This window comes from Pseudomonas palmensis, assembly GCF_017848315.1.
In the GTDB taxonomy this organism is placed as follows: Bacteria; Pseudomonadota; Gammaproteobacteria; order Pseudomonadales; family Pseudomonadaceae; genus Aquipseudomonas; species Aquipseudomonas palmensis.
On sequence record NZ_JAFKEC010000007.1, the window covers coordinates 61843 to 85950 of the forward strand.

A 24108-nucleotide genomic window follows, 5' to 3' on the forward strand; every position below is an offset into this window, starting at 1 on the left:
CTCAGCGCTTGAGCCCGTAATGCTCATCCAGCATGCCCGGGGTGTTCGGTGCTTTGGGCGCGTAGTCGCGTGGCACTTCGGTGTCCTTGGGCGGGGTCAGACGGTCACGCGGGCCCTGCGCCTCGGAGTGCAGTGCGGCCAGCAGGCGCTGACGGGTCTGTTCGTCCAGGGCCAGACGGTTGGCGCCTTCGGCCAGGTGGTCCTGCACTTCCTGGTAGCTCTGGGTCAGCTTCTTGACCAGCGCCGCGGTGCTGTTGAAATGGGTCACCACTTCACTCTGATAACTGTCAAAACGTTCCTGGATATCGTCCAGCTGCCGCTGGGTGCTGCTCGGGGCGGCATTGGGCAAGAGGCGGGCGACCAGGAAACCAACGACTACACCCACTACCAGGGCCAGGGTCGGCAACAACCAAACTAAGAGCGAGAGTTCCACGAGTCCTTCCTCTATAAACGGCTTTGCTTTACGTTAACGGCTCGGACCTGCGCTGTATACCGCGAGCGATCGCAAATATCTCAGACAGAATCATCAGCTAGACGAGTCGACCCCTCCAGAGGTCACGGAGTTCACCCTTGCTTATCCGCGAAACCCCCGTATTCATCGATGGCCCGGTTGGCCAGCTGGAAGCCCTGTACCTGGACGTGGCAGACCCTCGCGGCATCGTCCTGCTGTGCCACCCCAACCCCGTGCAGGGCGGCACCATGACCAACAAGGTGGTGTCGATGCTGCAGCGCACCGCACGCGATGCCGGATACATCACCCTGCGCTTCAACTACCGCGGTGTAGGCCAGAGCGCTGGCAGCCATGACATGGGCAGCGGCGAAGTCGACGATGCACAGGCCGCTGCAACCTGGCTGCGCGAAAAACATCCCGAATTACCTTTGACGCTGATGGGCTTCTCCTTCGGCGGCTTCGTCGCGGCCAGCCTCGGCGGCCGGCTCGAAGCCCAGGGCGTCACGCTCAAGCACCTGTTCATGGTAGCCCCGGCGGTGATGCGCCTTGGCGGTACCGACGGCCTGCCGCAGGCAGGTGCCTTGAGCGTGATCCAGCCCGAAACCGACGAGGTGATCGATCCGCAGATCGTCTACGCCTGGTCCGATGCACTGGCGCGCCCCCATGAGCTGCTGAAAGTGGCAGAATGCGGTCACTTTTTTCACGGCAAGCTGACCGACCTCAAGGATCTGGTGCTGCCACGCCTTTCGAACTGATACAAGCCTGATAAGCGATTACCCATGACCACTCGTATCCTTACCGGTATCACCACCACGGGCACGCCGCACCTTGGCAACTATGCCGGTGCCATCCGCCCGGCGGTCCTCGCCAGCCAGCAGCCGGGCGTCGACTCGTTCTACTTCCTGGCCGACTACCATGCGCTGATCAAGTGCGACGACCCGCAGCGCATCCAGCGCTCGCGTCTGGAAATCGCCGCCACCTGGCTGGCCGGCGGCCTGGACCCGGAACGCGTGACCTTCTACCGCCAGTCCGACATTCCCGAGATCCCCGAGCTGACCTGGCTGCTGACCTGCGTGGCGGCCAAGGGCCTGCTCAATCGCGCGCATGCCTACAAGGCCTCGGTGGACAAGAACCTGGAAAGCGGCGAAGACCCGGATGCGGGCGTGAGCATGGGCCTGTACAGCTATCCGGTGCTGATGGCGGCGGACATCCTGATGTTCAATGCCAACAAGGTGCCGGTGGGGCGCGACCAGATCCAGCACGTGGAAATGGCCCGTGATATCGGGCAGCGCTTCAACCACCTGTTCGGCCAGGGCAAGGACTTCTTCGCCATGCCCGAGGCGCTGATCGAGGAAAGCGTGGCCACCTTGCCGGGCCTGGACGGTCGCAAGATGTCCAAGAGCTACGACAACATCATCCCGCTGTTCACCAGTGCCAAGGAGATGAAGGACGCGATCTCGCGCATCGTCACCGACTCGCGCGCGCCGGGCGAGGCCAAGGACCCGGACAACTCGCACCTGTTCACCCTGTTCCAGGCCTTTGCCACCGCCGAGCAAGCCGAAGCCTTCCGCAGCGAACTGCTGCAGGGGCTGGGTTGGGGCGAAGCCAAGCAGCGCCTGTTCCAGCTGGTCGACGGCCAGTTGAGCGCGCCGCGTGAGCATTACCACCAGCTGATTTCCCGCCCGGCGGACCTGGAGGATATTCTTCTGGCCGGCGCGCAGAAGGCCCGCAGGATCGCCACGCCGTTTCTTGAGCAATTGCGCGAGGCAGTGGGCCTGCGCTCGTTCCGCAGCACGGTTCAGGTCAGCGGTGAAACCAGGAAGAAGGCGGTCAAGGCGGCACGCTTCGTGAGCTTCCGTGAAGAGGACGGCAGCTTCCGCTTCCGCCTGCTGGCAGCCGACGGCGAGCAGTTGCTGCTGTCGCGCAGCTTTGCCGATGGCAAGGCGGCCGGCGCGGTGAGCAAGCAGTTGCAACTGGGCCAGCCGCTGGATGTACGTGACGAAGGCCTGGGCTTCAGCCTGTGGCTGGAAGGCGAGTGCGTGGCCGACGGCCCGCAGTTCGCCGATGCCACGGCGCGCGATGCCGCCATCGAGAGCCTGCGCGCTGCCTTGCAGCCCCAGCAGGACTGACCGTCAATCGCAAGTCTGATTGCCATTACCCGGGGCCGTCGCTACAGTGACGGCCCGCTTTTGTTGCCTTGCTAACGAATTATGACGCCCCTAGAACGATATCAAGCAGATCTGAAACGTCCCGAATTCTTCCATGACGCGGCGCAGGAAACAGCGGTGCGTCACTTGCAGCGCCTGTACGACGACCTGGTCGCGGCGCACAACAGCAAGCCGGGTGTGTTCGGCAAGCTGTTCGGCAGGAAAGAGCAGGCGCCCGTCAAGGGCCTGTATTTCTGGGGTGGGGTAGGGCGCGGCAAGACCTACCTGGTCGATACGTTCTATGAGGCGCTGCCTTTCCCGCAGAAGGTGCGTACGCACTTCCACCGCTTCATGAAGCGCGTGCATGAGGAAATGAAGACCCTCAAGGGCGAGAAGAACCCGCTGACCATCATTGCCAAGCGGTTCTCCGACGAGGCGCGGGTGATCTGCTTCGACGAGTTCTTCGTGTCCGATATCACCGACGCGATGATCCTTGGCACCCTGATGGAGGAGCTGTTCAAGAACGGCGTGACCCTGGTGGCCACCTCCAACATCGTGCCGGACGGCCTGTACAAGGACGGCCTGCAGCGTGCGCGCTTCCTGCCGGCAATTGCCCTGATCAAGCAGAACACCGACATCGTCAACGTCGACAGCGGCGTGGACTATCGCCTGCGTCACCTGGAGCAGGCCGAGCTGTTCCACTTCCCGCTGAATGAAGCGGCCCACGAAAGCCTGCGCAAGAGCTTTCGCGCATTGACGCCGGAATGCACCCAGGCGGTGGAAAACGACGTGCTGATGATCGAGAACCGCGAGATCCGTGCGCTGCGTACCTGCGACGACGTGGCCTGGTTCGACTTCCGCGAACTGTGCGACGGCCCGCGCAGCCAGAACGACTACATCGAACTGGGCAAGATCTTCCATGCGGTGCTGCTCAGCGGCGTGGAGCAGATGGGCGTGGCCACCGACGATCTGGCGCGTCGCTTCATCAACATGGTCGACGAGTTCTACGACCGCAACGTCAAGCTGATCATCTCGGCTGAAGTGGAGCTCAAGGACCTGTACACCGGCGGGCGCCTGAGCTTCGAGTTCCAGCGTACCCTGAGCCGCTTGCTGGAGATGCAGTCCCACGAGTTCCTGTCGCGGGCACACAAGCCTTAAATCGCGTCACTGCTGTCGCGGCTCACGCCCGCTCCCACAGAGGTTTGCAGCGAACCTGTGGGGGCGGGCGTGACCCGCGATAGGCCCTCAGGCCTCCTGCATGAATTGCTGCCGATACTGGTTAGGCGACAGCTCCGTGTGCTGCCTGAACAATCGCGCAAAAAAGCTGGCGTCGTCATAGCCCACCTCGTAGCTGATGGTCTTGATGCTCTTGCGCGTCCCCGACAGCAAGCCCTTCGCCGTCTCGATCCGCAGCCGTTGCAGATAATGCAGCGGCTTGTCCCCCGTCGCACTCTGGAACCTGCGCATGAAGTTGCGGATGCTCATGCCATGGTTGCGTGCCACGTCCTCGAAACGGAACTTGTCGGCGAAGTGCTCCTCCAGCCACTGCTGGATCTGCAGGATGATCAGGTCCTGGTGCAGCTTCTGTCCGCCAAAGCCCATGCGCCCCGGGGTGTAGTTGCGTTGCACCTCGTAGAGGATGTCGCGGGCCACGGCCTGGGCCACGTTGGCCCCGCAGAAGCGCTCGATCAGGTAGATGTACAGGTCGCAGGCCGAGGTGGCGCCGCCGGCGCAATAGAGGTTGTCGGCATCGGTGAGGTGCTTGTCCTGGTTCAGCGACACCTTCGGGAAGCGTTCGGCGAACTGGCCGAAGAAGCGCCAGTAGGTGGTGGCCTCCTTGCCATCGAGCAGGCCGGCCTCGGCCAGCCAGAACACGCCGCTGGCCTCGCCGCACAGCACCGCGCCTCGGGCATGCTGCTCGCGCAGCCAGGGCAGTACCTGGGGGTAGCGCTGGCACAGGGCATCGAAGTCGTCCCAGAACGCCGGCAGGATGATCACGTCGGCCTGCTCGAGGCCGCTGTCCACCGGTAGCTGCACGCCGCTGAAGCTCTGCACGGGCAGCCCGTCGGGGCTCACGAGGCGGGTTTCGAACATCGGTTGCAGGCCCAGGCCCAGTTGCTTGCCATAGCGCAGGCTGGCCAGGTGGAAGAAATCCTTGGCCTGCATCAGGGTCGATGCGAATACCTTGTCGATGGCCAGGATGCTGACGCGCCGCAGCGATGCGGTAGGTTGGGTAAACATCATTGTCGTTATTCTTATAGGGTAGAGTGGTCAATCACCGGCTGGATCGTCTTATTTTTTGGCGATTGTGTCTACCCTCGGTTCCCGCAGCGGGCTGCGGGAACCGTTGCAGCGCTTTACGGGGCGGGGTTGGGCTGGTCCTGGTGGATCGCATCGATGGCGGCCAGCAGCTCGTCACCGAGCTTCAGGCTGGCGCTTGCCAGGTTGCTGTCCAGTTGCGCCAGCGAGGTGGCGCCGATGATGTTGCTGGTCACGAACGGCTGCTGGGTCACGAAGGCCAGGGCCATCTGCGCCGGGTCCAGGCCGTGCTCGCGGGCCAGGGCCACATAACGGCTGCACGCGGCGACGGTCTGCGGGTTGGAATAGCGCGAGAAGCGGTTGAACAGGGTCAGGCGGCCGTTTTCCGGGCGCGCGCCGTTCTCGTACTTGCCCGACAGCATGCCGAAGGCCAGCGGCGAGTAGGCCAGCAGGCCGCACTGCTCGCGGATGGCGATTTCCGCCAGGCCCACTTCGAAGCTGCGGTTGAGCAGGTTGTACGGGTTCTGGATCGAGACCGCACGGGGCCAGCCGCGGCTTTCGGCCAGTTGCAGGAACTTCATGGTGCCCCACGGGGTTTCGTTGGACAGGCCGATGTGGCGGATCTTGCCTGCCTTGACCTGTTCGTCGAGCACTTCGAGGGTTTCTTCCAGCGGCGTGAAGTGGTCCTGGGGCAGGTGCTGGTAGCCCAGCTTGCCGAAGAAGTTGGTGCTGCGCTCGGGCCAGTGCAGCTGGTACAGGTCGATCCAGTCGGTCTGCAGGCGCTTGAGGCTGGCGTCCAGGGCCGCCACGATGTGCTGGCGGTTGTGCTTGAGCTGGCCGTCGCGAATGTGGCTGATGCCGTTGCCGGGGCCGGCCACCTTGCTGGCCAGGATCCAGTCGGCGCGATCGCCGCGCTGGCTGAACCAGTTGCCGATGATCTGCTCGGTGGCCGAGTAGGTTTCCGGGCGCGGTGGCACCGGGTACATCTCCGCGGTATCGATGAAATTGATCCCGGCCGCCTTGGCCCGTTCGATCTGGGCGAAGCCCTCGGCCTGGTCGTTCTGCTCGCCCCAGGTCATGCTGCCCAGGCACAATGCACTCACGTTGAGGTCGGTGCGACCCAGCTGGCGATACTCCATGACGATCTCCACGGCAAAAGAAGCATAAAAGCAGGTTGATATTTTTTCTGCAATCTGGATAATTCTGCACCTCTCTCAGCAGTGGAAGTGATGCCCCGCCGCCGAAGAATCTTGCCGAGTATTGGACGTGCTGACCCGAGCCCCCGATAGCGTCCGTATCCGGCTGCCTTTGACCTTGTCAAAGTACGCACTATTCAGTAAGATCTGCCGTCTTAAAATTGCGGGACGGCCCCTGAGGCTATAAAGAATGAAAACTTTTACTGCTAAACCGGAAACAGTAAAACGCGACTGGTTCGTCGTTGACGCTGCTGGCAAGACCCTGGGTCGTCTGGCCACTGAGATCGCGAGCCGTCTGCGTGGCAAGCACAAGCCAGAATACACCCCTCACGTTGACACCGGCGACTACATCGTCGTGATCAATGCCGAGCAGGTACGTGTTACTGGTGCCAAGACTTCGGACAAAATGTACTACTCCCACTCCGGTTTCCCGGGCGGCATCAAGGAAATCAACTTCGAGAAGTTGATCGCCAAAGCGCCTGAGCGCGTGATCGAGACCGCGGTAAAGGGCATGCTGCCTAAAAACCCGCTGGGTCGCGACATGTACCGTAAGCTGAAAGTCTATGCGGGCGCTGTACACCCTCATACTGCTCAGCAGCCCCAAGAACTGAAGATTTAACGGAATAGTTCATTATGTCGGCGACTCAAAATTACGGCACTGGCCGTCGCAAGACTGCAACCGCACGCGTTTTCCTGCGTCCGGGTACTGGCAGCATCTCCATCAACAACCGCTCCCTCGAGACCTTCTTCGGTCGTGAAACCGCGCGCATGGTAGTTCGCCAGCCGCTGGAACTCACCGAAACCACCGAGAAGTTCGACATCTACGTCACCGTCATCGGTGGTGGTGTCAGCGGTCAAGCGGGCGCTATCCGTCACGGTATCACCCGTGCACTGATGGACTACGACGAAACCCTGCGTGGCGCTCTGCGCAAAGCTGGCTTCGTTACCCGTGACGCTCGTGAAGTCGAGCGTAAGAAAGTGGGTCTGCGTAAAGCACGTAAGCGTCCTCAGTACTCCAAGCGTTAATTCGCTTCGGCGTTCAAAAAAAGCCCGGTTCCTGGTGGAACCGGGCTTTTTTTATGTCTTGAATAAAAGGGGCTGCCGACCCTGTGTGACAACTTGCCGCATAGACGCAGGTCAAGTGCTATAAGGGATACAGCCTTTATGCCGGGTAATAACCTTGTCTTCGATGGGTCTTTTCATTACCATGCGGCAAATTTTTAGCAGTTCGAAATTTATTTTTAGCAGTTCGAAATTTACTTAGTAGATGCCTGTTGCAACAGGCCACAAAGCTGATGGGAGAGGACTGAATGAGCAATGACGGCGTCAATGCAGGCCGGCGTCGCTTCCTGGTAGCAGCCACGTCCGTGGTGGGTGCTGCAGGAGCGGTGGGGGCTGCGGTCCCGTTCGTAGGGTCATGGTTTCCCAGTGCCAAGGCGAAAGCTGCCGGTGCACCGGTCAAGGTCAACATCGCCAAGGTGGAGCCCGGCCAGCAGATGATTGCTGAATGGCGCGGCCAACCCGTGTTCATCGTCCGCCGCACCGAGGAGATCCTGGGCAACCTGAAGAAGATCACCGGTGAGCTCTCCGACCCCGAGTCCAAGGCGTCGGAGCAGCCGGCCTACGTCGACCCGTCGAACCGCTCGATCAAGCCGGAAATCCTCGTGCTCGTCGGCCTGTGCACCCACCTGGGCTGCTCGCCGACCTTCCGTCCCGAAGTGGCGCCTGTCGACCTGGGTCCCAAGTGGGTGGGTGGCTATTTCTGCCCATGCCACGGCTCCCACTACGACCTCGCCGGCCGCGTCTACAAGTCCCAGCCAGCGCCGCTCAATCTGCCAGTGCCACCGCACTCGTACGAGTCGGATGACATCATCGTCGTCGGCGTCGATCAGGAGAACGCGTGATGAGTAAGTTCATGGACTGGGTTGACGCCCGCTTCCCCGCCACCAAGATGTGGGAAGATCACCTGAGCAAGTACTACGCACCGAAGAACTTCAACTTCTTCTATTTCTTCGGCTCCCTGGCCCTGCTGGTCCTGGTCAACCAGATCGTGACCGGCGTGTGGCTGACCATGAGCTTCACCCCTTCGGCCGAAGAGGCGTTCGCCTCGGTCGAATACATCATGCGTGACGTCGAATACGGCTGGATCCTGCGCTACCTGCACTCCACGGGTGCGTCGGCGTTCTTCATCGTGGTCTACCTGCACATGTTCCGTGGCCTGCTCTACGGCTCGTACCAGAAGCCACGCGAGCTGGTATGGCTGTTCGGCATGCTGATCTACCTGGCGCTGATGGCAGAGGCCTTCATGGGCTACCTGCTGCCCTGGGGCCAGATGTCGTACTGGGGTGCCCAGGTGATCATCTCGCTGTTCGGCGCCATCCCGGTCATCGGCGGCGACCTGACCCAGTGGATCCGTGGCGACTACCTGATCTCCGGCATTACCCTGAACCGCTTCTTCGCCCTGCACGTGGTGGCCCTGCCGATCGTGATTCTCGGCCTGGTGGTGCTGCACATCCTGGCGCTGCACGAAGTGGGTTCGAACAACCCGGATGGCGTGGACATCAAGAAGAAAAAGGACGAGAACGGCATTCCGCTGGACGGCATCCCGTTCCACCCGTACTACACCGTCAAGGATATCGTCGGCGTGGTGGTGTTCCTGTTCGTCTTCTGCATGATCGTGTTCTTCTTCCCGGAAATGGGCGGCTACTTCCTGGAGAAACCCAACTTCGAACAGGCCAACGCGTTCAAGACCCCGGAGCACATCGCCCCTGTGTGGTACTTCACGCCGTTCTACGCGATCCTGCGTGCGGTACCCGACAAGCTGCTGGGCGTGATCGCCATGGGTGCTGCGATCGCGGTGCTGTTCGTGTTGCCATGGCTGGACCGTAGCCCGGTCAAGTCGATGCGCTACAAGGGCTGGATGAGCAAGGCCTGGCTGTGGGTGTTCTGCATCTCCTTCGTGATCCTGGGCGTGCTCGGCGTGCTGGCGCCAACCCCGGGCCGCACCTTGCTGTCGCAGGTATGTACCTTCCTGTATTTCGCCTACTTCATTCTGATGCCGTTCTACACCAGGCTCGAGAAGACCAAACCGGTTCCGGAAAGGGTGACTGGCTGATGAAAAAGCTATTTGCAGTATTGCTCCTGGCAGTGATGCCTTCGCTGACCTTCGCCGCCGAACACGGCGTGGAACTGGACAAGGTCGACATCGACCTGACCGACAAGGCCGCCATGCAGGACGGCGCACGGACCTTTGCCAACTATTGCATGGGTTGCCACAGCGCCAAGTTCCAGCGTTACGAGCGTGTCGCCGATGACCTGGGCATCCCGCACGAGCTGATGCTCGAGAAGCTGGTGTTCACCGGCGCCAAGATCGGCGACCACATGAACATCGGCATGCAGCCGGCCGACGCCAAGGCCTGGTTCGGTGCGGCGCCGCCCGACCTGACCCTGGTGGCGCGGGTGCGCGGCACCGATTGGCTGTACAGCTACCTGCGGGCCTTCTACGAGGACCCGTCACGCCCTTGGGGTGTGAACAACAAGGTCTTCCCCAACGTTGGCATGCCAAACGTGCTGGTGGGCCTGCAGGGGCGTCAGGTGGTCGGTTGCAAGCAGATCCAGACCGTGGTCGAGGGCAAGAAGCAGTTTGACCCGCTCACCGGTGCCCCGCTGACCCACGAAGCGTGCGATCAGCTGACCATCGTGCCGAAATCCGGTACCCTGACCGACGAGCAGTTCGACGAGAAGGTCAAGAACCTGGTGACCTTCCTGGCCTACTCGGCCAACCCGGTCAAGCTGCAGAGCCAGCGCATCGGCACCTACGTGCTGCTGTACCTGGCCTTCTTCTTCGTGTTCGCCTACCTGCTCAAGCGCGAATACTGGAAGGACGTGCACTGATCACAGGGTAAAATCTGTTAGTTTAACGCGCGCCCTGGGGTCCCTCTGCAGTATGGAGGGCCCCCAGGGCGCGTTTGCATTTGTAATTTCATAAGTTCAACACGCGAGGAGGACCCCCATGGGCGTGACCAATCGGTTAGCCTGCTACTCCGACCCCGCTGATCATTATTCTCATCGGGTGCGCATCGTTCTCGCCGAGAAAGGTGTCGGCGTCGAGATCATCAGTGTCGAAGCCGGGCGCCAGCCGCCCAAGCTGCTGGAAGCCAACCCGTATGGCAGCGTACCGACCCTGGTTGATCGTGACCTGGCGTTGTATGAGTCGACCGTGGTGATGGAATACCTCGACGAGCGCTACCCGCACCCGCCGCTGTTGCCGGTCTACCCGGTGGCGCGTGCCAACAGCCGCCTGCTGATCCACCGTATCCAGCGTGACTGGTGTTCGCTGGTGGACCTGATTCTCGACCCGCGCAGCAAGGAGCCTGCCCGCGTGCAGGCGCGCAAGGAGCTGCGCGAGAGCCTTACCGGCGTTTCGCCGTTGTTCGCCGACAAGCCTTGTTTCCTGAGTGAGGAGCAAAGCCTGGTGGATTGTTGTCTATTGCCCATACTGTGGCGTTTGCCGGTATTGGGTATCGAACTGCCGCGGCCAGCCAAGCCGCTGCTCGATTACATGGAGCGTCAGTTTGCGCGGGAAGCCTTCAAGGCCAGCCTGTCCGCCGCTGAACGCGATATGCGTTAGGTTTTAAGGAGCCGTTGATGAACTCCAGTCGTCCGTATCTGGTGCGAGCCTTGTATGAGTGGATCGTGGACAACGATTGCACGCCGCACATGCTGGTCAATGCCGAGTACCCTGCGGTGCAGGTGCCTCAGGGCTTCGCCAGCGATGGCCAGATCGTTTTGAACGTGTCGCCCAATGCCGTGCGTCACTTGCACATGGATAACGAAGCCGTGAGCTTCGAGGGGCGTTTCGGTGGGGTTGCCCACACGCTGTACGTGCCTGCCGGCGCCATCCTGGGTATCTATGCCCGTGAGAATGGCCAGGGCATGGTGTTCGAGCTCGAGCCGCCACTGATGGAGGATGACGACCTCGAGGACGAGGGCGTCGAGCCGGATGATGACGGTCCGCCGAGTGGCGGGCAGCCGCCGCGGCCAAGTGGGCGTCCGAGCCTGAAAGTGGTGAAATGAAAAAAGGCGACCTTGCGGGGTCGCCTTTTTTTTGGGCCTGTGTGCTTACAGGTCGGTGATGGTGCGCACCTGATCCTTGTTCACACGGGTGCGTTTGCCGTCGAGCTGCTGGAACTCGTAGAAGCCGGAGCTGCGTTCGAGTTTCGGCGCGTCGACCGCCTGGAACTCACGGCCGTCATTGAGGGTGATCAGGCTTGGGGTGGAGCAGCCGGCCAGGGTGGCGAAGGTAGCGATCAGCAGGGTGGCGAACAGGCCGTTCTTCATGGGTATTCCTGTGGGGTGTCGGTGGGGGTTGCGGTGCGCCGGCGGCTTCACGCCCTTCACCGGCGAGGCCGGCGAAGGGTGTGAAGCCGCGGTCAGTCAATGTATTCGAACAGCTTGACGATCTTCTGCACACCCGACACGCCTTGCACCAGGTTGGTGGCCTGATTGGCTTCCTGCTGGGTCAGCAGGCCCAGCAGGTAGACGATGCCGTTCTCGGTCACCACCTTGATGCGCGAACCGGGGATGTTGCTGTCGGTCAGCATCTGGGCCTTGATCTTGGTGGTCAGCCAGGCGTCATTGTTGCGTGCCAGCAGCGAGGAGGGCGGCAGCACCTGAAGTTCGTTGTGCACCTTCTTGACCCGCTGCACCTGACCGGCGGTTTGCTCGGCCAGGCTCTTGAGGTCGGCGCGCGGGGTCTGGCCGGCCAGCAGCACGATGCCGTTGAAGCTGGTGACGACGATGTGCGAGTTCTTGTCTAGGTCCGGGCTGGCCTTGGCCACGTTCACCGCTACCTTGGTTTCGATCAGCGAGTCGTCGATCTTGCTGCCGAAGGTGCGAGTGCCGCGATCGTCCTCGATCGGGTTTTCGCGGCTGGCAGTAATCACCGAACTGCAGCCGGTGATGCTCAGGCACAGGGTCAGGGCCATCAGGCCAAGGCGATTAGGGGTCATTCTTCACTCCCGAACAATTGGCTGTCGATCAAGTCGCAAAGGCAGTGGATCGCCAGCAGGTGGACTTCCTGGATGCGTGCGGTGACGGTGGCCGGTACGCGAATCTCCACATCTTCGGGCAGCAGCAGCGAGGCCATGCCGCCGCCATCGCGTCCGGTCAGAGCTACGACAATCATTTCGCGATCATGTGCGGCCTGGATCGCCTGAATGATGTTCGCCGAGTTGCCGCTGGTGGAAATCGCCAGCAGCACGTCGCCCGGTTGGCCCAGGGCGCGGATCTGCTTGGAGAAGATCTCGTTGTAGCTGTAGTCGTTGGCGATCGAGGTAATGGTCGAGCTGTCGGTGGTCAGCGCGATGGCCGGCAGGCTCGGGCGCTCGCGCTCGAAGCGGTTGAGCAGTTCGGACGAGAAGTGCTGGGCATCGCCCGCCGAGCCGCCGTTGCCGCAGGCGAGCATCTTGCCCTCGTTGAGCAGCGCGTTGACCATCACCTGACTGGCTTGCTCGATGTGTGGTGCAAGGACTTCCATCGCCTGTTGCTTGGTGTTGATGCTGGCCTGGAATAGCTGGCGAATTCGGGATTGCATGTCCATCTGTGTGACCTTAAGTGGGGCGGCTGGTCGGGCGTGTCGCAACGTCTTGAAGACCCTGCGGCACATGACTGTGCAGCCCGCGAAACAAAGAGCAAAAAAGTTGAGTGGGTAACGGATGCATCAAGCGGGGCGGGTTCAACTGTCGAAAGCGTTCTTCAGCCAGTCGAGCGGTGTGCCCGAGTGGCCGCGGCCCTGCAGGGCAATCACGTCGAAACGACAGGGCTGGTTGGCCCAGCGCGCCTCCTGCTGCAGAAAATACTGGGCCGCTAGCACCAGTTTTTGCTGTTTGCGGGTATCGACGCTGGCCAGTGCTCCGCCAAAGCCCGCGTGCAGCCGGTAGCGGACTTCGACGAATACTACTGTATCGCCGTCAAGCATGACCAGATCAAGCTCGCCGCGTTTGCATCGCCAGTTCTGCGCCAGCAACTGCAGGCCCTGCGCCTGAAGGTAATGCAGGGCCTGCTGTTCGGCCGCGATACCCGCGGCCTGGCGAGAACCGTCGGGCATCAGCGCGGGGTGTCCGGCAGGCGCTTGACCTGACCGCCGGTGAACTCGGCCCATGGCAACTGGCGTTCGATGCGTTGGTTGGCGTTCATGCTCAGGCTGCCGGACAGGCCTTCGATACGGTTGTCCGGCAGTGCCTTGAGCTGGCCCAGGCGCGGCGCGAGGCTGTAGGCATCGGCACCCATCGCGTACAGGCGACCGATGCTGCCGGCCGCTTGCGGCCACTGGCGTACCACCTGCTGGCGCAGGCTGTTGCCGGTGTCGAGCAGCCACGGCGTTTCGCAGAAGCGAATGCCGTTCATGTCGTTGTACTCGTTGACGTTGCCGCTGGCGCTGTACACGTTGGAGGTGGCGTACACCGGTACGTCACCGGCGTACTGGAAGTTCAGTGTCGGCTTGATCTGCTGGGCCTGGGTCGGGGTTGCGGCCAGGAAGATGAAATCGATGTCCTGGCGACGCGATGGCTGTGCCGAGACACTGCCGCCCACGGTGCTCTGCAGGCTCTTGGCGCGGCCTTCGCTCTGGCGCAGCTGGAACAGGTCGGCGATCTGCTGGGCCAGGGCCACCGGCTGCGACACGTGGGCAGCGGCAATCAGCGTGCCGCCCTTGGCTTCCCAGTCCTGGCGGAAGGCCTTGAGTACGCGATCGCCCCATTCGCCGCTCGGCACCAGGGCCACGGCACGACGCATGCCGTCCGCCTGGGCGCGGCGCGAGACTTCGCGGGCTTCGTCTTCGGCGGCCAGGCCGAACTGGAACAGTTGCGCCGGGCCGGTCTGGCCGGCGTCGCTGTAGTTCAGTGCCAGGGTGGTGATCGGCAGTTGCGGGTAGGCGCTCAACTGCTTGACCAGGTTCTTCTCGAGCGGGCCTACCACCAGCTGGACGCCGCTGGCCTGGGCCTTGCGGTAGAAGTCATCGAGGGAGGTCAGGCGCGAGCTGTCGAAGACTTCGACCGAAGGTGGCTTCTGGCCGGCCTGCTGGGCCTGGAAGTGCGCCGCCATGAAACCGTCGCGCAGGGCGCGGGCAACACCTGCCAGCGGGCCTTCCTGGGGCAGCAGCAGGGCGATCTTGGTCAGCGGCTGGCTGGCCAGTTCCTTGAGTTTGAGCAGGGGCTGCGGCAGTTGCACGGCGGCAGGGTGGCCGGCGTGCTGGTTGCGCCAGCTTTCGATGGCGGCCTGCTGCTGTTCGAGGGTGCCGGCGCTCTTGACGGCCAGGGCCAGGCTGGTCCAGCCGGCCATCACGTCGGTGCCGGTGCCTTGCAGTTGTTCGGTGGGCAGGGCGGCAACCAGGTTCCAGATGGCCTCGTGGTTGGCACTGGCGGCGGCGCCGCTGAGCAGGGGAGCCATGGCGACGCGCTGTTGCGCGGCAGCCAGGGTCTGGCCATCGGCTTCCAGGGCGGCGGCGTGCACGCTGCGGGTGCGCACCTGAAGCTCGGGCGGCAGTTCGTCCAACCGGACCAGGCTCGGGTGGCTCAGGGCGGTGAGGGCGGCCTTGGGCTGGTTGCGGCTCATCGCCAGCTCGGCGCCAAGGGTGCTGGCGAACACTTGCTGGGCCGGCTTGAGGGTGTCCAGTGGCACCTGCTCGAGGATCCGCGAGGCCCGTGCGAAGTCTTTCTGGTGGTAGGCCAGGTCAGCGGCGCTCAGGCGCAGCAGTGCAGCCTTTTCAGGTGTCTTGCTGGTGGCGGCCTGGTCGAGCAGTTGCTCGATGCTGGCATCCGGAGTGCGCGGCAGCTCACCCAGGCTGGACGAGGGCGAACTGGCGCAGGCTGCCAGCAGGGCAGCGAGGCAGAGGGCTGAGAGCAGCCGCAGGCAAGCGATCATGTAAAAATCCTGTTACTCGATCAAATTAACCTGCAATTGTACCCAAGCGCTGGCCGGGGCGCGATCTTGCTGGCGTTAATCCTTCAATATAGGTCGCCCTGCGCAGGCGTGCCGCCGCTGTGGGTAACGCATTGTTGCCGCCTTACGGGCTACAATGGCGCTTTGTTCTCTATTTACAGGTGTGTGCTGTGACCGATGCTCCAGGTGCTTCCAATTCCACTGCCGGCAAGCTTTTCGTGGTGGCTACGCCCATTGGCAACCTGGATGACATGAGCGCCCGGGCCTTGAAGGTGCTGCGCGAGGCGGCGCTGATCGCGGCCGAGGACACGCGCCACTCGGTCCGCCTGCTGCAGCACTTCGGCATCAACACGCCGCTGGCCGCCTGTCACGAGCACAACGAGCGCGACGAGGGCAGCCGCTTCATCACGCGCCTGCTGGCCGGCGACGATGTGGCGTTGATCTCCGATGCCGGTACGCCGCTGATCTCTGACCCGGGCTACCACCTGGTGCGCCAGGCGCGAGCAGCGGGCATCGATGTGGTGCCGGTACCGGGCGCCTGCGCACTGATCGCGGCGTTGTCGGCGGCGGGCCTGCCGTCCGACCGGTTCATCTTCGAGGGTTTTCTGCCGGCCAAGGCGGTAGGTCGCCGCGCGCGCCTGAGCCAGGTCAAGGAAGAACCCCGTACGCTGATTTTCTATGAGGCGCCGCACCGCATTCTGGAGTGTCTGCAGGACATGGAGGCGGTGTTTGGCGGCGAACGGCCGGCGTTGCTGGCTCGTGAGCTGACCAAGACCTTCGAGACCCTGAAGGGGCTGCCCCTGGCCGAGCTGCGCGCGTTTGTCGAAAACGACAGCAATCAGCAGCGTGGGGAGTGCGTGGTGCTGGTGGCGGGCTGGACCGCCCCGGAGAACGAAGAGGTCGTGAGCAGCGAAGTGATGCGCGTGCTTGATCTTCTGCTGGCAGAGATGCCGCTCAAGCGTGCAGCAGCCTTGGCGGCGGAAATTACCGGGGTGCGGAAGAATGTTTTGTATCAAATAGCGTTGGAAAAACAGAAAGACCACTAATGTCATAGTGATATTATTTGTTTTATCGCTTGTTCTCGGGGCCCGCTGCCGTTAACCTTTGCGGCGGAGAGTCGATTGGACAGTCGCTGCCTTCTTTTGTTCCGCAAAAGAGGGGGGAGGAAAGTCCGGGCTCCATAGGGCGGAGTGCCAGGTAATGCCTGGGGGGCGTGAGCCTACGGAAAGTGCCACAGAAAATAACCGCCTAAGCACTTCGGTGCCGGTAAGGGTGAAAAGGTGCGGTAAGAGCGCACCGCACGGCTGGCAACAGTCCGTGGCTAGGTAAACCCCACTCGGAGCAAGACCAAATAGGGTTCCATATGGCGCGGCCCGCGTTGGAACCGGGTAGGTTGCTAAAGGCGTCCAGTGATGGCCGTCGTAGAGGAATGACTGTCCTCGACAGAACCCGGCTTACAGATCGACTCTCCACCTTTTCCCTTCCTGCTTGATTCGATAGCAGATGTGTTCTGGTAATACCAAAAAAATCTTACTCTTCATAAATCACTTTAACTTTGCACTCTATCCGTTTGAGTGAATTTGCCTTTCCCCGTCAAAGCCCCTCTCGATTCTCCTCTTTGTATCGCCTTGTTGCTCTAAATCGCCGATCTGTAAGGGTTTTCCTTATAAGCGCGCCTTGACGGTGTGGTGGGCGGATTCCTATAGTGTGCGCAAGTGGCGGAAAGTGGCATGAAGTGGGTTTTCAGACACAAAAAAGCTAACATTTAGGGAAGTGCAGCCGTGTTTCGCGGAGCCAACGCAATCAACCTCGACGCAAAAGGCCGTCTCGCAATGCCGAGCCGGTACCGTGACGAGCTCGATTCGCGCAGTTCCGGGCAGTTGATCGTGACGATCGACGCGGTTGATCCCTGCTTGTGCGTGTATCCGCTGGATGAGTGGGAACTGATCGAAGCCAAGCTGCGTGCCTTGCCGTCGTTACGCGAAGAGAACCGTCGCCTGCAGCGTCTGCTGATCGGCAATGCGGTGGATCTGGAGCTCGACGGCAGTGGGCGTTTCCTGGTGCCACCGCGTCTGCGCGAGTACGCCAAGCTGGACAAGCGGGCGATGCTGGTGGGGCAACTGAACAAATTCCAACTGTGGGACGAGGACGCCTGGAACGCTGTTGCTGCAGCTGACCTGGTGGCCATTCAACAACCGGGCGCGATGCCTGATGAACTGCGTGATCTGATCCTGTGACTATAGATAGTGGCTTCAAACACATCACCGTACTGCTTGACGAAGCCGTCGAGGCTCTCGCCGTACGCGCCGATGGCTGCTATCTGGATGGCACCTTCGGGCGTGGCGGGCACAGTCGGCTGATTCTCCAGCACCTGGGGCCGCAGGGTCGGCTGCTGGGGTTCGACAAGGACCCACAAGCGATTGCCACCGGGCAAGCGCTGGCGGCCGAAGACGGCCGCTTTGTCATTGTGCAGCGCAGTTTCGCCGAGCTGGGCGCCGAAGTCGCCGAGCGGGGCCTGTCCGGCAAGGTCAATGGCATCCTGCTCGACCTGGGCGTGTCCTCGCCACAGCTCGATGACCCCGAGCGCGGCTTCAGTTTCATGAACGACGGCCCGCTGGACATGCGCATGGACCCGAGTCGTGGCGTCAGCGCCGCCGAATTCATCGCCACCGCGCCGGCCGAAGAAATCGCCCGCGTGTTCAAGGAGTACGGCGAAGAGCGTTTCGCCAAGCGCATGGCCAACGCCGTGGTCGCCCGTCGCGAACAGCAACCCTTTACCCGTACCGCCGACCTCGCCGAAGTGCTCAAGGTCGCCAACCCCGCGTGGGAAAAGGGCAAGAACCCCGCCACCCGTGCTTTCCAGGGGCTGCGCATTCACGTCAACAACGAGCTGGGCGACCTCGAAGCCGGGCTCGAGGCTGCCCTCGACACGCTCGAGATCGGTGGCCGTCTGGTGGTCATCAGCTTCCATTCGCTGGAAGACCGCATCGTCAAGCTGTTCATGCGCAAGCTGGCCAAGGGAGAGGCCGACAACCTGCCGCGCAACCTGCCGGTACAACACAAGCCCTTCGAGCCCAAGATCAAGGTCCATGGCAAGGCGCAGTTCGCCTCCGAGGCCGAGCTCAAGGCCAACCCGCGCTCGCGTAGCGCGGTCATGCGTGTGGCGGAGAAGCTGCGTTGAGCAGGCTTTTCGCCAAGCCCTTGCCAGGCGGCAGCTTCCTGATGCTGCTGCTGTTCATTGGCGTGCTCGTTTCGTCGGTGGCGGTGTCCTACAGTGCGCACTGGAACCGCCAGTTGCTCAATACCCTGTACGGCGAGCTCAACGAACGCGACAAGGCGCAGGCCGAGTGGGGCCGGTTGATTCTGGAACAGAGCACCTGGACCGCCCACAGCCGTATCGAGAACCTGGCCAGCGAACAGCTGCACATGCGCATTCCCGCCGCTGACGAAGTACGGATGGTGGCGCCATGATGAAACTTGAAGGCGCACTCTACCCGTGGCGGTTCCGCGTTGTGGTCGGCCTGCTGGTGATCATGGTGGGGGCCATTGCCTGGCGTATCGTCGACCTGCAGGTGGTTGACCGCGACTTCCTCAAGGGGCAGGGCGATGCCCGCAGCCTGCGTCACATTCCGATTCCTGCGCACCGCGGGTTGATCACCGACCGCAACGGCGAGCCGCTGGCCGTGAGTACGCCGGTTACCACCCTGTGGGCCAACCCCAAGGAGATGCAGGCTGCCAAGGACCGCTGGCCGGCGCTTGCCGCCGCGCTCAAGCAGAACCCGCAGCAACTGGCCGAGCGCCTCGAACAGCAGGCCAACAAGGAATTCATCTACCTGGTCCGCGGCCTTACCCCGGAGCAGGGCCAGGTGGTGCTCGACCTCAAGGTGCCCGGCGTGTATGGCATCGAAGAGTTCCGCCGCTTCTATCCCGCCGGCGATGTCGCTGCGCACATGGTCGGGTTCACCGACCTCGACGATCACGGTCGCGAGGGGGTGGAGCTCGCCTACGACGAGTGGCTGGCCGGGGTGCCCGGCAAGCGGCAGGTGATCAAGGACCGGCGCGGCCGGCTGATCAAGGACGTACAGGTCACCAAGAACGCCAAGGCCGGCAAGACCTTGGCGTTGTCCATCGACCTGCGTCTGCAGTACCTGGCCACCCGCGAATTGCGTAACGCGATTGCCGAACAGGAAGCCAAGGCCGGTAGCCTGGTGATCATGGATGTGAAGACCGGCGAAGTGCTGGCCATGGTCAACCAGCCCACCTACAACCCCAACAACCGCCGCAGCATGTTCCCGGCGGCGATGCGCAACCGTGCCATCATCGACGTGTTCGAGCCGGGTTCCACGGTCAAGCCTTTCTCCATGAGCGCCGCCCTGCAGAGCGGACGCTGGAAGCCGACCGACAAGGTCGAGGTCTATCCGGGCACCCTGCAGCTGGGCCGCTACACCATTCGTGACGTGTCCAGGAGCGAAGGCCCGATCCTCGACCTGACCGGCATCCTGATCAACTCCAGTAACGTGGGCATGAGCAAGATCGCCTTCGATATCGGTGGCGAGTCCATCTACCGCGTGATGTCGCAACTGGGCCTGGGCCAGTACACCGGCCTGGGCTTCCCGGGCGAGCGTGTCGGCAACCTGCCCAACCACCGCGAGTGGCGCAAGGCCGAGACCGCGACCCTGTCCTACGGCTACGGCCTGTCGGTGACCGCGTTGCAGCTGGTGCATGCCTACGCCGCGCTGGCCAACAACGGCAAGATGGTACCGCTGAGCATTCTCAAGGTGGACAAGACCCCGGAAGCCACCCAGGTGGTGCCCGAGGATACCGCCAAGACCATCCAGGGCATGCTGCAGCAGGTCATCGAAGCGCCACGTGGCGTGTTCCGTGCGCAGGTGCCTTCCTATCACGTGGGCGGCAAGTCGGGTACGGCCCGTAAGGCCACGGTCGGTTCCAAGGGCTACACCGAGAACGCCTACCGCTCGCTGTTCACCGGCTTCGGCCCGATGAGCGATCCGCGCTATGCCATCGTGGTGGTGATCGACGAGCCGAGCAAGGGTGGCTACTTCGGCGGCCTGGTATCGGCGCCGGTATTCAGCAAGGTCATGTCCGGCACCCTGCGACTGATGAACGTGCCGCCAGACAACCTGCCGGCTCCTACTCCACAGCAGCAGGCCGGTGCTGCGCCCGCCAAGGGAGGGCGCGGTTGATGTCGATGCCATTGAGTAAGCTGTTTGCCCTGAGCGGCAACAACGACCCGTTGATCCGCGAACTGACCCTGGACAGCCGCAAGGTCCGCGCCGGGGACTTGTTCCTGGCGGTGCCGGGTGCGCGTGTCGACGGCCGCGAGCATATTGCCGATGCGCTCAAGCGCGGCGCGGCAGCCGTGGCCTATGAAGTGCAGAACACCACCGTGCTGCCGATCACCGATGTGCCGATGATTCCGGTCAAGGGCCTGATTGCCCAGCTGTCGGATATCGCGGGGCGCTTCTATGGCGAGCCGAGCCGCCAGCTCGAGCTGATCGGCGTGACTGGCACCAACGGCAAGACCAGCGTCACCCAGCTGGTGGCCCAGGCGCTCGACCTGCTGGGCCAGCACTGCGGCCTGATCGGCACCCTGGGTACCGGTTTCTATGGCCAGCTGCAAAGTGGCCGGCTGACCACGCCAGATCCGATTGCCGTGCAGTCGACCCTGGGCGACCTGAAGAAGGCTGGCGCCAAGGCCGTGGCCATGGAAGTGTCCTCCCATGCGCTGGAACAAGGCCGGGTAGCGGCACTGGCCTTCGACATCGTGGTAATGACCAACCTGTCACGCGATCACCTGGACTACCACGGCAGCATGGAGGCCTACCAGGCCGCCAAGGCGCGCCTGTTCGCCTGGCCCGACCTGCGCTCGCGGGTGGTCAATCTGGACGATGCCTTCGGGCGTGAGCTGGCGGCGCAGAAGGGTGATTCGCGCCTGATCAGCTACAGCCTCGTCGACCCTGCCGCCTCGCTGTACTGCCGCGAAGCGAAGTTCGACGACGATGGCGTGCGTGCGGTGCTGGTAACGGCACAGGGCGAGCATATGCTGCGCAGCCGCCTGCTCGGGCGCTTCAACCTCAGCAACATGCTGGCCGCGGTCGGCACGCTGATGGCGATGGATCATCCGCTGGACGAAATTCTCAAGGTCACGCCGCAGCTCGAGGGCCCCGTAGGGCGCATGCAGCGCCTGGGCGGTGGCAGCAAGCCGTTGGTGGTGGTCGATTACGCCCACACCCCCGATGCCCTGGAAAAGGTCCTCGAAGCCCTGCGTCCCCATGCGCAAGGCAAGCTGCTGTGCCTGTTCGGCTGCGGCGGCGACCGCGATCGCGGCAAGCGCCCGCTGATGGCCGAAGTGGCCGAGCGCCTGGCCGACCGCGTGCTGGTCACCGACGACAACCCGCGCAGCGAGGCGCCCCAGCAGATTTTCGACGATATCCGCCCAGGCTTCGCCCGGGGTGAAAGCGTCGAGTTCATCGCCGGCCGTGGCCCGGCGATTGCGCACCTGATTGCCACCGCCGCTGCCGACGACGTCATCGTGCTGGCGGGCAAGGGGCACGAGGATTACCAGGAGATCAACGGCGAGCGCCATGACTTCTCCGACCTGGTCGAGGCCGAAAGAGCCCTGGCAGCCTGGGAGGCCCCGAATGCTTGAGTCAATGTCCCTCAGCCAGTTGGTAGCGCCGCTGCAGGGCCGCCTGCATGGCCAGGATGCAACCTTCGATGGCGTCAGCATCGACAGCCGCGCGATCACCCCTGGCCAGTTGTTCGTCGCCCTGGCCGGGCCGCGTTTCGACGGTCACGATTACCTGGACGAAGTGGCAGCCAAGGGCGCCGTCGCGGCGCTGGTGCAGCACGAAGTGCCGGGCAGCAACCTGCCGCAACTGGTGGTTGCCGATACCCGCCTGGGCCTGGGCCAGTTGGGGGCGCTCAATCGCGCCGCCTTCGACAAGCCGGTTGCCGCAATCACCGGCTCCAGTGGCAAGACCACGGTCAAGGAGATGCTGGCCAGCATCCTGCGCACCCGCGGGCCGGTACTGGCCACCCGTGGCAATCTCAACAACGACTTCGGCGCACCGCTGACCCTGCTGGAGCTGGCCCCGCACCATACAGCGGCGGTCATCGAGCTGGGCGCCTCGCGCATCGGCGAAATCGCCTACACCGTCGGCCTGACCCGGCCGCAGGTGGTGATCATCAACAACGCCGGTACCGCTCATGTGGGTGAGTTCGGCGGGCCGGAGAAAATCGTCGAAGCCAAGGGCGAGATCCTCGAAGGCCTGGGCCAGGATGGCGTGGCGGTATTGAACCTGGATGACAAGGCGTTCGGCATCTGGAAGCAGCGCGCCGGCCATCACCCTGTGATCACTTTCGCCCTGGCCAATGCCGACGCAGATTTTCATGCCACCGACATTCGTCACGACGAACGCGGCTGCCCCGGTTTCGAATTGCGCAGCCCGCTGGGCAACGCCCGCGTCCAGCTCAACCTGCTGGGCACTCACAATGTTAGCAACGCCCTGGCCGCCGCGGCTGCCGCACAGGCTTTCGGCGTGACACTGGAAGGCATCGTCGAGGGTCTTGACGCGGTGCAGCCGGTCAAGGGCCGCACCGTGGTGCACATGGCGCCCACCGGTGTGCGCGTGATCGACGACAGTTACAACGCAAACCCCACCTCCATGTGCGCTGCCGTTGATATACTCGCCGGCTTTTCCGGGCGTACCGTCCTGGTGCTCGGGGATATCGGCGAATTGGGCCAGTGGGCCGAGGAAGGGCATCGGCAGGTCGGCGCATACGCCAGGGGCAAGGTTGCAGCACTTTATGCCGTGGGCCCGATGATGGCCGAAGCGGTCAAGGCATTTGGCACCGGGGCCCATCATTTCGCCACTCAAGCTGACTTGATCGACGCCGTTCGCGTCGAGCAGGCCAACAACACCACCATTTTGATCAAGGGTTCGCGCAGCGCTGCGATGGAAAACGTCGTGGCGGCCTTGTGCGGTTCCAGCGGGGAGAAACATTAATGCTGCTGCTGCTGGCTGAGTATCTGCAACAGTTCTACAAAGGCTTCGCGGTCTTTCAGTACCTGACCCTGCGCGGGATTCTGGGTGTACTGACCGCGTTGTCGCTGGCCCTGTGGTTGGGCCCCTGGATGATTCGTACCCTGCAGATTCGCCAGATCGGTCAAGCCGTGCGCAATGACGGCCCGCAATCGCACCTCTCCAAGTCCGGCACCCCGACCATGGGCGGTGCGCTGATTCTGTCTGCCATCGGCGTGAGCACGCTGCTGTGGGCCGACCTGACCAACCGTTATGTGTGGGTGGTGCTGATCGTCACCCTGCTGTTCGGCGCCATCGGCTGGGTCGACGACTACCGCAAGGTGATCGAGAAGAACTCGCGTGGCCTGCCAAGCCGCTGGAAGTACTTCTGGCAATCGGTGTTCGGCCTGGGCGCGGCGATCTTCCTGTACATGACCGCGCCCACCAGCGTGGAAACCACCCTGATCGTGCCGATGCTCAAGGATGTCACCATCCCGCTGGGCATCGGCTTCGTGGTGCTGACCTATTTCGTCATCGTGGGCTCGAGCAACGCAGTCAACCTGACCGACGGCCTGGACGGCCTGGCGATCATGCCGACGGTGATGGTCGGAGGCGCGCTGGGTATCTTCTGCTACCTGTCGGGCAACGTGAAGTTCGCCGAATACCTGCTGATCCCCTACGTGCCGGGCGCCGGCGAGCTGATCGTGTTCTGCGGCGCGCTGATCGGCGCGGGCCTGGGCTTTCTGTGGTTCAACACCTACCCGGCGCAGGTGTTCATGGGTGACGTCGGCGCCCTGGCACTGGGTGCCGCGTTGGGCACCATTGCCGTGATCGTGCGTCAGGAGATCGTGCTGTTCATCATGGGCGGCGTGTTCGTGATGGAGACCCTGTCGGTGGTGATCCAGGTGGCCTCCTTCAAGCTGACCGGCAAGCGCGTGTTTCGCATGGCACCGATCCACCACCACTTTGAACTCAAGGGTTGGCCCGAGCCTCGGGTGATCGTCCGCTTCTGGATCATCACCGTGATTCTCGTGCTGTTCGGCCTTGCCACCCTGAAACTGAGGTAGAAA

General features: G+C 62.8%; 26 protein-coding genes and 1 other RNA gene. 19 read left to right on the forward strand and 8 right to left on the reverse strand.

Annotated elements, in window-relative coordinates:
- Window position 1 precedes the first annotated feature (1 nt).
- A complete protein-coding gene (locus JZZ72_RS06460; RefSeq protein ID WP_043862040.1) occupies window positions 2-433 on the reverse strand; it encodes a YhcB family protein in 432 nt (143 codons plus the stop codon).
- Between the two features lie 137 nt (window positions 434-570).
- On the opposite strand from JZZ72_RS06460, the gene JZZ72_RS06465 reads away from it, so the two are divergent.
- The 3 genes from JZZ72_RS06465 (at window position 571) to zapE (ending at window position 3756) form a co-directional block, all read left to right on the forward strand.
- On the forward strand, window positions 571-1206 hold the full coding sequence (locus tag JZZ72_RS06465; protein WP_043862041.1) for an alpha/beta hydrolase: 636 nt from the start codon (window positions 571-573) through the stop codon (window positions 1204-1206).
- A 24-nt stretch (window positions 1207-1230) separates the two neighbouring features.
- Window positions 1231-2580: a tryptophan--tRNA ligase gene (locus JZZ72_RS06470; RefSeq protein WP_210014198.1), complete on the forward strand. Its 1350-nt coding sequence runs from the start codon at window positions 1231-1233 to the stop codon at window positions 2578-2580.
- Between the two features lie 81 nt (window positions 2581-2661).
- The gene (zapE, locus tag JZZ72_RS06475) at window positions 2662-3756 is read left to right on the forward strand and encodes a cell division protein ZapE (RefSeq protein WP_043862043.1); all 1095 of its coding nucleotides are present in this window, start codon (window positions 2662-2664) and stop codon (window positions 3754-3756) included.
- An 87-nt stretch (window positions 3757-3843) separates the two neighbouring features.
- Here the strand turns inward: zapE and JZZ72_RS06480 are convergent, their stop codons facing one another.
- Together JZZ72_RS06480 and JZZ72_RS06485 are read right to left on the reverse strand one after the other, a co-directional pair.
- Window positions 3844-4740, reverse strand: a complete 897-nt coding sequence (locus tag JZZ72_RS06480; protein WP_167400212.1) for a GlxA family transcriptional regulator — start codon at window positions 4738-4740, stop codon at window positions 3844-3846.
- A 215-nt stretch (window positions 4741-4955) separates the two neighbouring features.
- Window positions 4956-5996 carry an NADP(H)-dependent aldo-keto reductase gene (locus tag JZZ72_RS06485; RefSeq protein ID WP_043862044.1) on the reverse strand — a complete coding sequence of 347 codons (1041 nt, stop codon included), beginning with the start codon at window positions 5994-5996 and terminating at the stop codon, window positions 4956-4958.
- Window positions 5997-6243: 247 nt separating this feature from the next.
- Between JZZ72_RS06485 and rplM the strand changes: the two genes are divergently transcribed.
- The 7 genes from rplM (at window position 6244) to JZZ72_RS06520 (ending at window position 11129) form a co-directional block, all read left to right on the forward strand.
- Complete coding sequence (gene rplM / locus JZZ72_RS06490) at window positions 6244-6672, forward strand: 50S ribosomal protein L13 (protein ID WP_043862045.1); 429 nt, start codon at window positions 6244-6246, stop codon at window positions 6670-6672.
- Window positions 6673-6686: 14 nt separating this feature from the next.
- The gene (rpsI, locus tag JZZ72_RS06495) at window positions 6687-7079 is read left to right on the forward strand and encodes a 30S ribosomal protein S9 (protein ID WP_043862046.1); all 393 of its coding nucleotides are present in this window, start codon (window positions 6687-6689) and stop codon (window positions 7077-7079) included.
- Between the two features lie 284 nt (window positions 7080-7363).
- The gene (gene petA / locus JZZ72_RS06500) at window positions 7364-7957 is read left to right on the forward strand and encodes a ubiquinol-cytochrome c reductase iron-sulfur subunit (protein WP_043862047.1); all 594 of its coding nucleotides are present in this window, start codon (window positions 7364-7366) and stop codon (window positions 7955-7957) included.
- Window positions 7957-9168 (forward strand): cytochrome b, encoded by a 1212-nt coding sequence (locus tag JZZ72_RS06505; RefSeq protein WP_043862048.1) that lies wholly within the window; start codon window positions 7957-7959, stop codon window positions 9166-9168. Before petA ends, JZZ72_RS06505 begins: the two co-directional genes overlap by 1 nt.
- Window positions 9168-9947 carry a cytochrome c1 gene (locus JZZ72_RS06510; protein ID WP_043862049.1) on the forward strand — a complete coding sequence of 260 codons (780 nt, stop codon included), beginning with the start codon at window positions 9168-9170 and terminating at the stop codon, window positions 9945-9947. The genes JZZ72_RS06505 and JZZ72_RS06510 overlap by 1 nt, the downstream gene beginning before the upstream one ends.
- A 118-nt stretch (window positions 9948-10065) precedes the next feature.
- Window positions 10066-10683: a glutathione S-transferase N-terminal domain-containing protein gene (locus JZZ72_RS06515; protein ID WP_043862050.1), complete on the forward strand. Its 618-nt coding sequence runs from the start codon at window positions 10066-10068 to the stop codon at window positions 10681-10683.
- A gap of 17 nt (window positions 10684-10700) precedes the next feature.
- Window positions 10701-11129 (forward strand): ClpXP protease specificity-enhancing factor, encoded by a 429-nt coding sequence (locus JZZ72_RS06520; protein WP_043862051.1) that lies wholly within the window; start codon window positions 10701-10703, stop codon window positions 11127-11129.
- 45 nt (window positions 11130-11174) lie between these two features.
- On the opposite strand, the gene JZZ72_RS06525 is transcribed toward JZZ72_RS06520, so the two are convergent.
- From JZZ72_RS06525 to JZZ72_RS06545, 5 genes are all read right to left on the reverse strand, one after another.
- Window positions 11175-11393, reverse strand: coding sequence for a YgdI/YgdR family lipoprotein (locus tag JZZ72_RS06525; RefSeq protein WP_043862052.1), 219 nt, complete (start codon window positions 11391-11393; stop codon window positions 11175-11177).
- 92 nt (window positions 11394-11485) lie between these two features.
- The gene (locus JZZ72_RS06530) at window positions 11486-12064 is read right to left on the reverse strand and encodes a BON domain-containing protein (protein ID WP_043862053.1); all 579 of its coding nucleotides are present in this window, start codon (window positions 12062-12064) and stop codon (window positions 11486-11488) included.
- Window positions 12061-12654, reverse strand: coding sequence for a phosphoheptose isomerase (locus tag JZZ72_RS06535; protein WP_043862054.1), 594 nt, complete (start codon window positions 12652-12654; stop codon window positions 12061-12063). The genes JZZ72_RS06530 and JZZ72_RS06535 overlap by 4 nt, the downstream gene beginning before the upstream one ends.
- A gap of 135 nt (window positions 12655-12789) precedes the next feature.
- Window positions 12790-13161: a YraN family protein gene (locus JZZ72_RS06540; RefSeq protein ID WP_043862055.1), complete on the reverse strand. Its 372-nt coding sequence runs from the start codon at window positions 13159-13161 to the stop codon at window positions 12790-12792.
- Window positions 13161-14975 carry a penicillin-binding protein activator gene (locus tag JZZ72_RS06545; protein ID WP_210014199.1) on the reverse strand — a complete coding sequence of 605 codons (1815 nt, stop codon included), beginning with the start codon at window positions 14973-14975 and terminating at the stop codon, window positions 13161-13163. Before JZZ72_RS06545 ends, JZZ72_RS06540 begins: the two co-directional genes overlap by 1 nt.
- A 188-nt stretch (window positions 14976-15163) precedes the next feature.
- Here JZZ72_RS06545 and rsmI point away from each other — a divergent pair, with 188 nt between their 5' ends.
- The 9 genes from rsmI to mraY all read left to right on the forward strand — a co-directional run bounded on the left by rsmI (window position 15164) and on the right by mraY (window position 24105).
- On the forward strand, window positions 15164-16039 hold the full coding sequence (rsmI, locus tag JZZ72_RS06550; protein WP_210014213.1) for a 16S rRNA (cytidine(1402)-2'-O)-methyltransferase: 876 nt from the start codon (window positions 15164-15166) through the stop codon (window positions 16037-16039).
- A 67-nt stretch (window positions 16040-16106) separates the two neighbouring features.
- An RNA gene (gene rnpB, locus JZZ72_RS06555) (RNase P RNA component class A) lies at window positions 16107-16466 on the forward strand.
- A gap of 308 nt (window positions 16467-16774) precedes the next feature.
- Window positions 16775-17230: a division/cell wall cluster transcriptional repressor MraZ gene (gene mraZ, locus JZZ72_RS06560; RefSeq protein ID WP_043862058.1), complete on the forward strand. Its 456-nt coding sequence runs from the start codon at window positions 16775-16777 to the stop codon at window positions 17228-17230.
- Window positions 17227-18174: a 16S rRNA (cytosine(1402)-N(4))-methyltransferase RsmH gene (gene rsmH / locus JZZ72_RS06565; RefSeq protein ID WP_043862059.1), complete on the forward strand. Its 948-nt coding sequence runs from the start codon at window positions 17227-17229 to the stop codon at window positions 18172-18174. Before mraZ ends, rsmH begins: the two co-directional genes overlap by 4 nt.
- Window positions 18171-18464, forward strand: coding sequence for a cell division protein FtsL (gene ftsL / locus JZZ72_RS06570; protein ID WP_043862060.1), 294 nt, complete (start codon window positions 18171-18173; stop codon window positions 18462-18464). Before rsmH ends, ftsL begins: the two co-directional genes overlap by 4 nt.
- Window positions 18464-20197 (forward strand): peptidoglycan D,D-transpeptidase FtsI family protein, encoded by a 1734-nt coding sequence (locus tag JZZ72_RS06575; protein WP_162484872.1) that lies wholly within the window; start codon window positions 18464-18466, stop codon window positions 20195-20197. The genes ftsL and JZZ72_RS06575 overlap by 1 nt, the downstream gene beginning before the upstream one ends.
- On the forward strand, window positions 20197-21663 hold the full coding sequence (locus JZZ72_RS06580) for a UDP-N-acetylmuramoyl-L-alanyl-D-glutamate--2,6-diaminopimelate ligase (RefSeq protein WP_043862062.1): 1467 nt from the start codon (window positions 20197-20199) through the stop codon (window positions 21661-21663). Before JZZ72_RS06575 ends, JZZ72_RS06580 begins: the two co-directional genes overlap by 1 nt.
- Entirely contained in the window at window positions 21656-23023 is a 1368-nt protein-coding gene (locus JZZ72_RS06585) for a UDP-N-acetylmuramoyl-tripeptide--D-alanyl-D-alanine ligase (RefSeq protein ID WP_210014200.1), read from the forward strand. The genes JZZ72_RS06580 and JZZ72_RS06585 overlap by 8 nt, the downstream gene beginning before the upstream one ends.
- Complete coding sequence (mraY, locus tag JZZ72_RS06590; protein ID WP_043862064.1) at window positions 23023-24105, forward strand: phospho-N-acetylmuramoyl-pentapeptide-transferase; 1083 nt, start codon at window positions 23023-23025, stop codon at window positions 24103-24105. The genes JZZ72_RS06585 and mraY overlap by 1 nt, the downstream gene beginning before the upstream one ends.
- The last annotated feature ends 3 nt before the right edge of the window (window positions 24106-24108 follow it).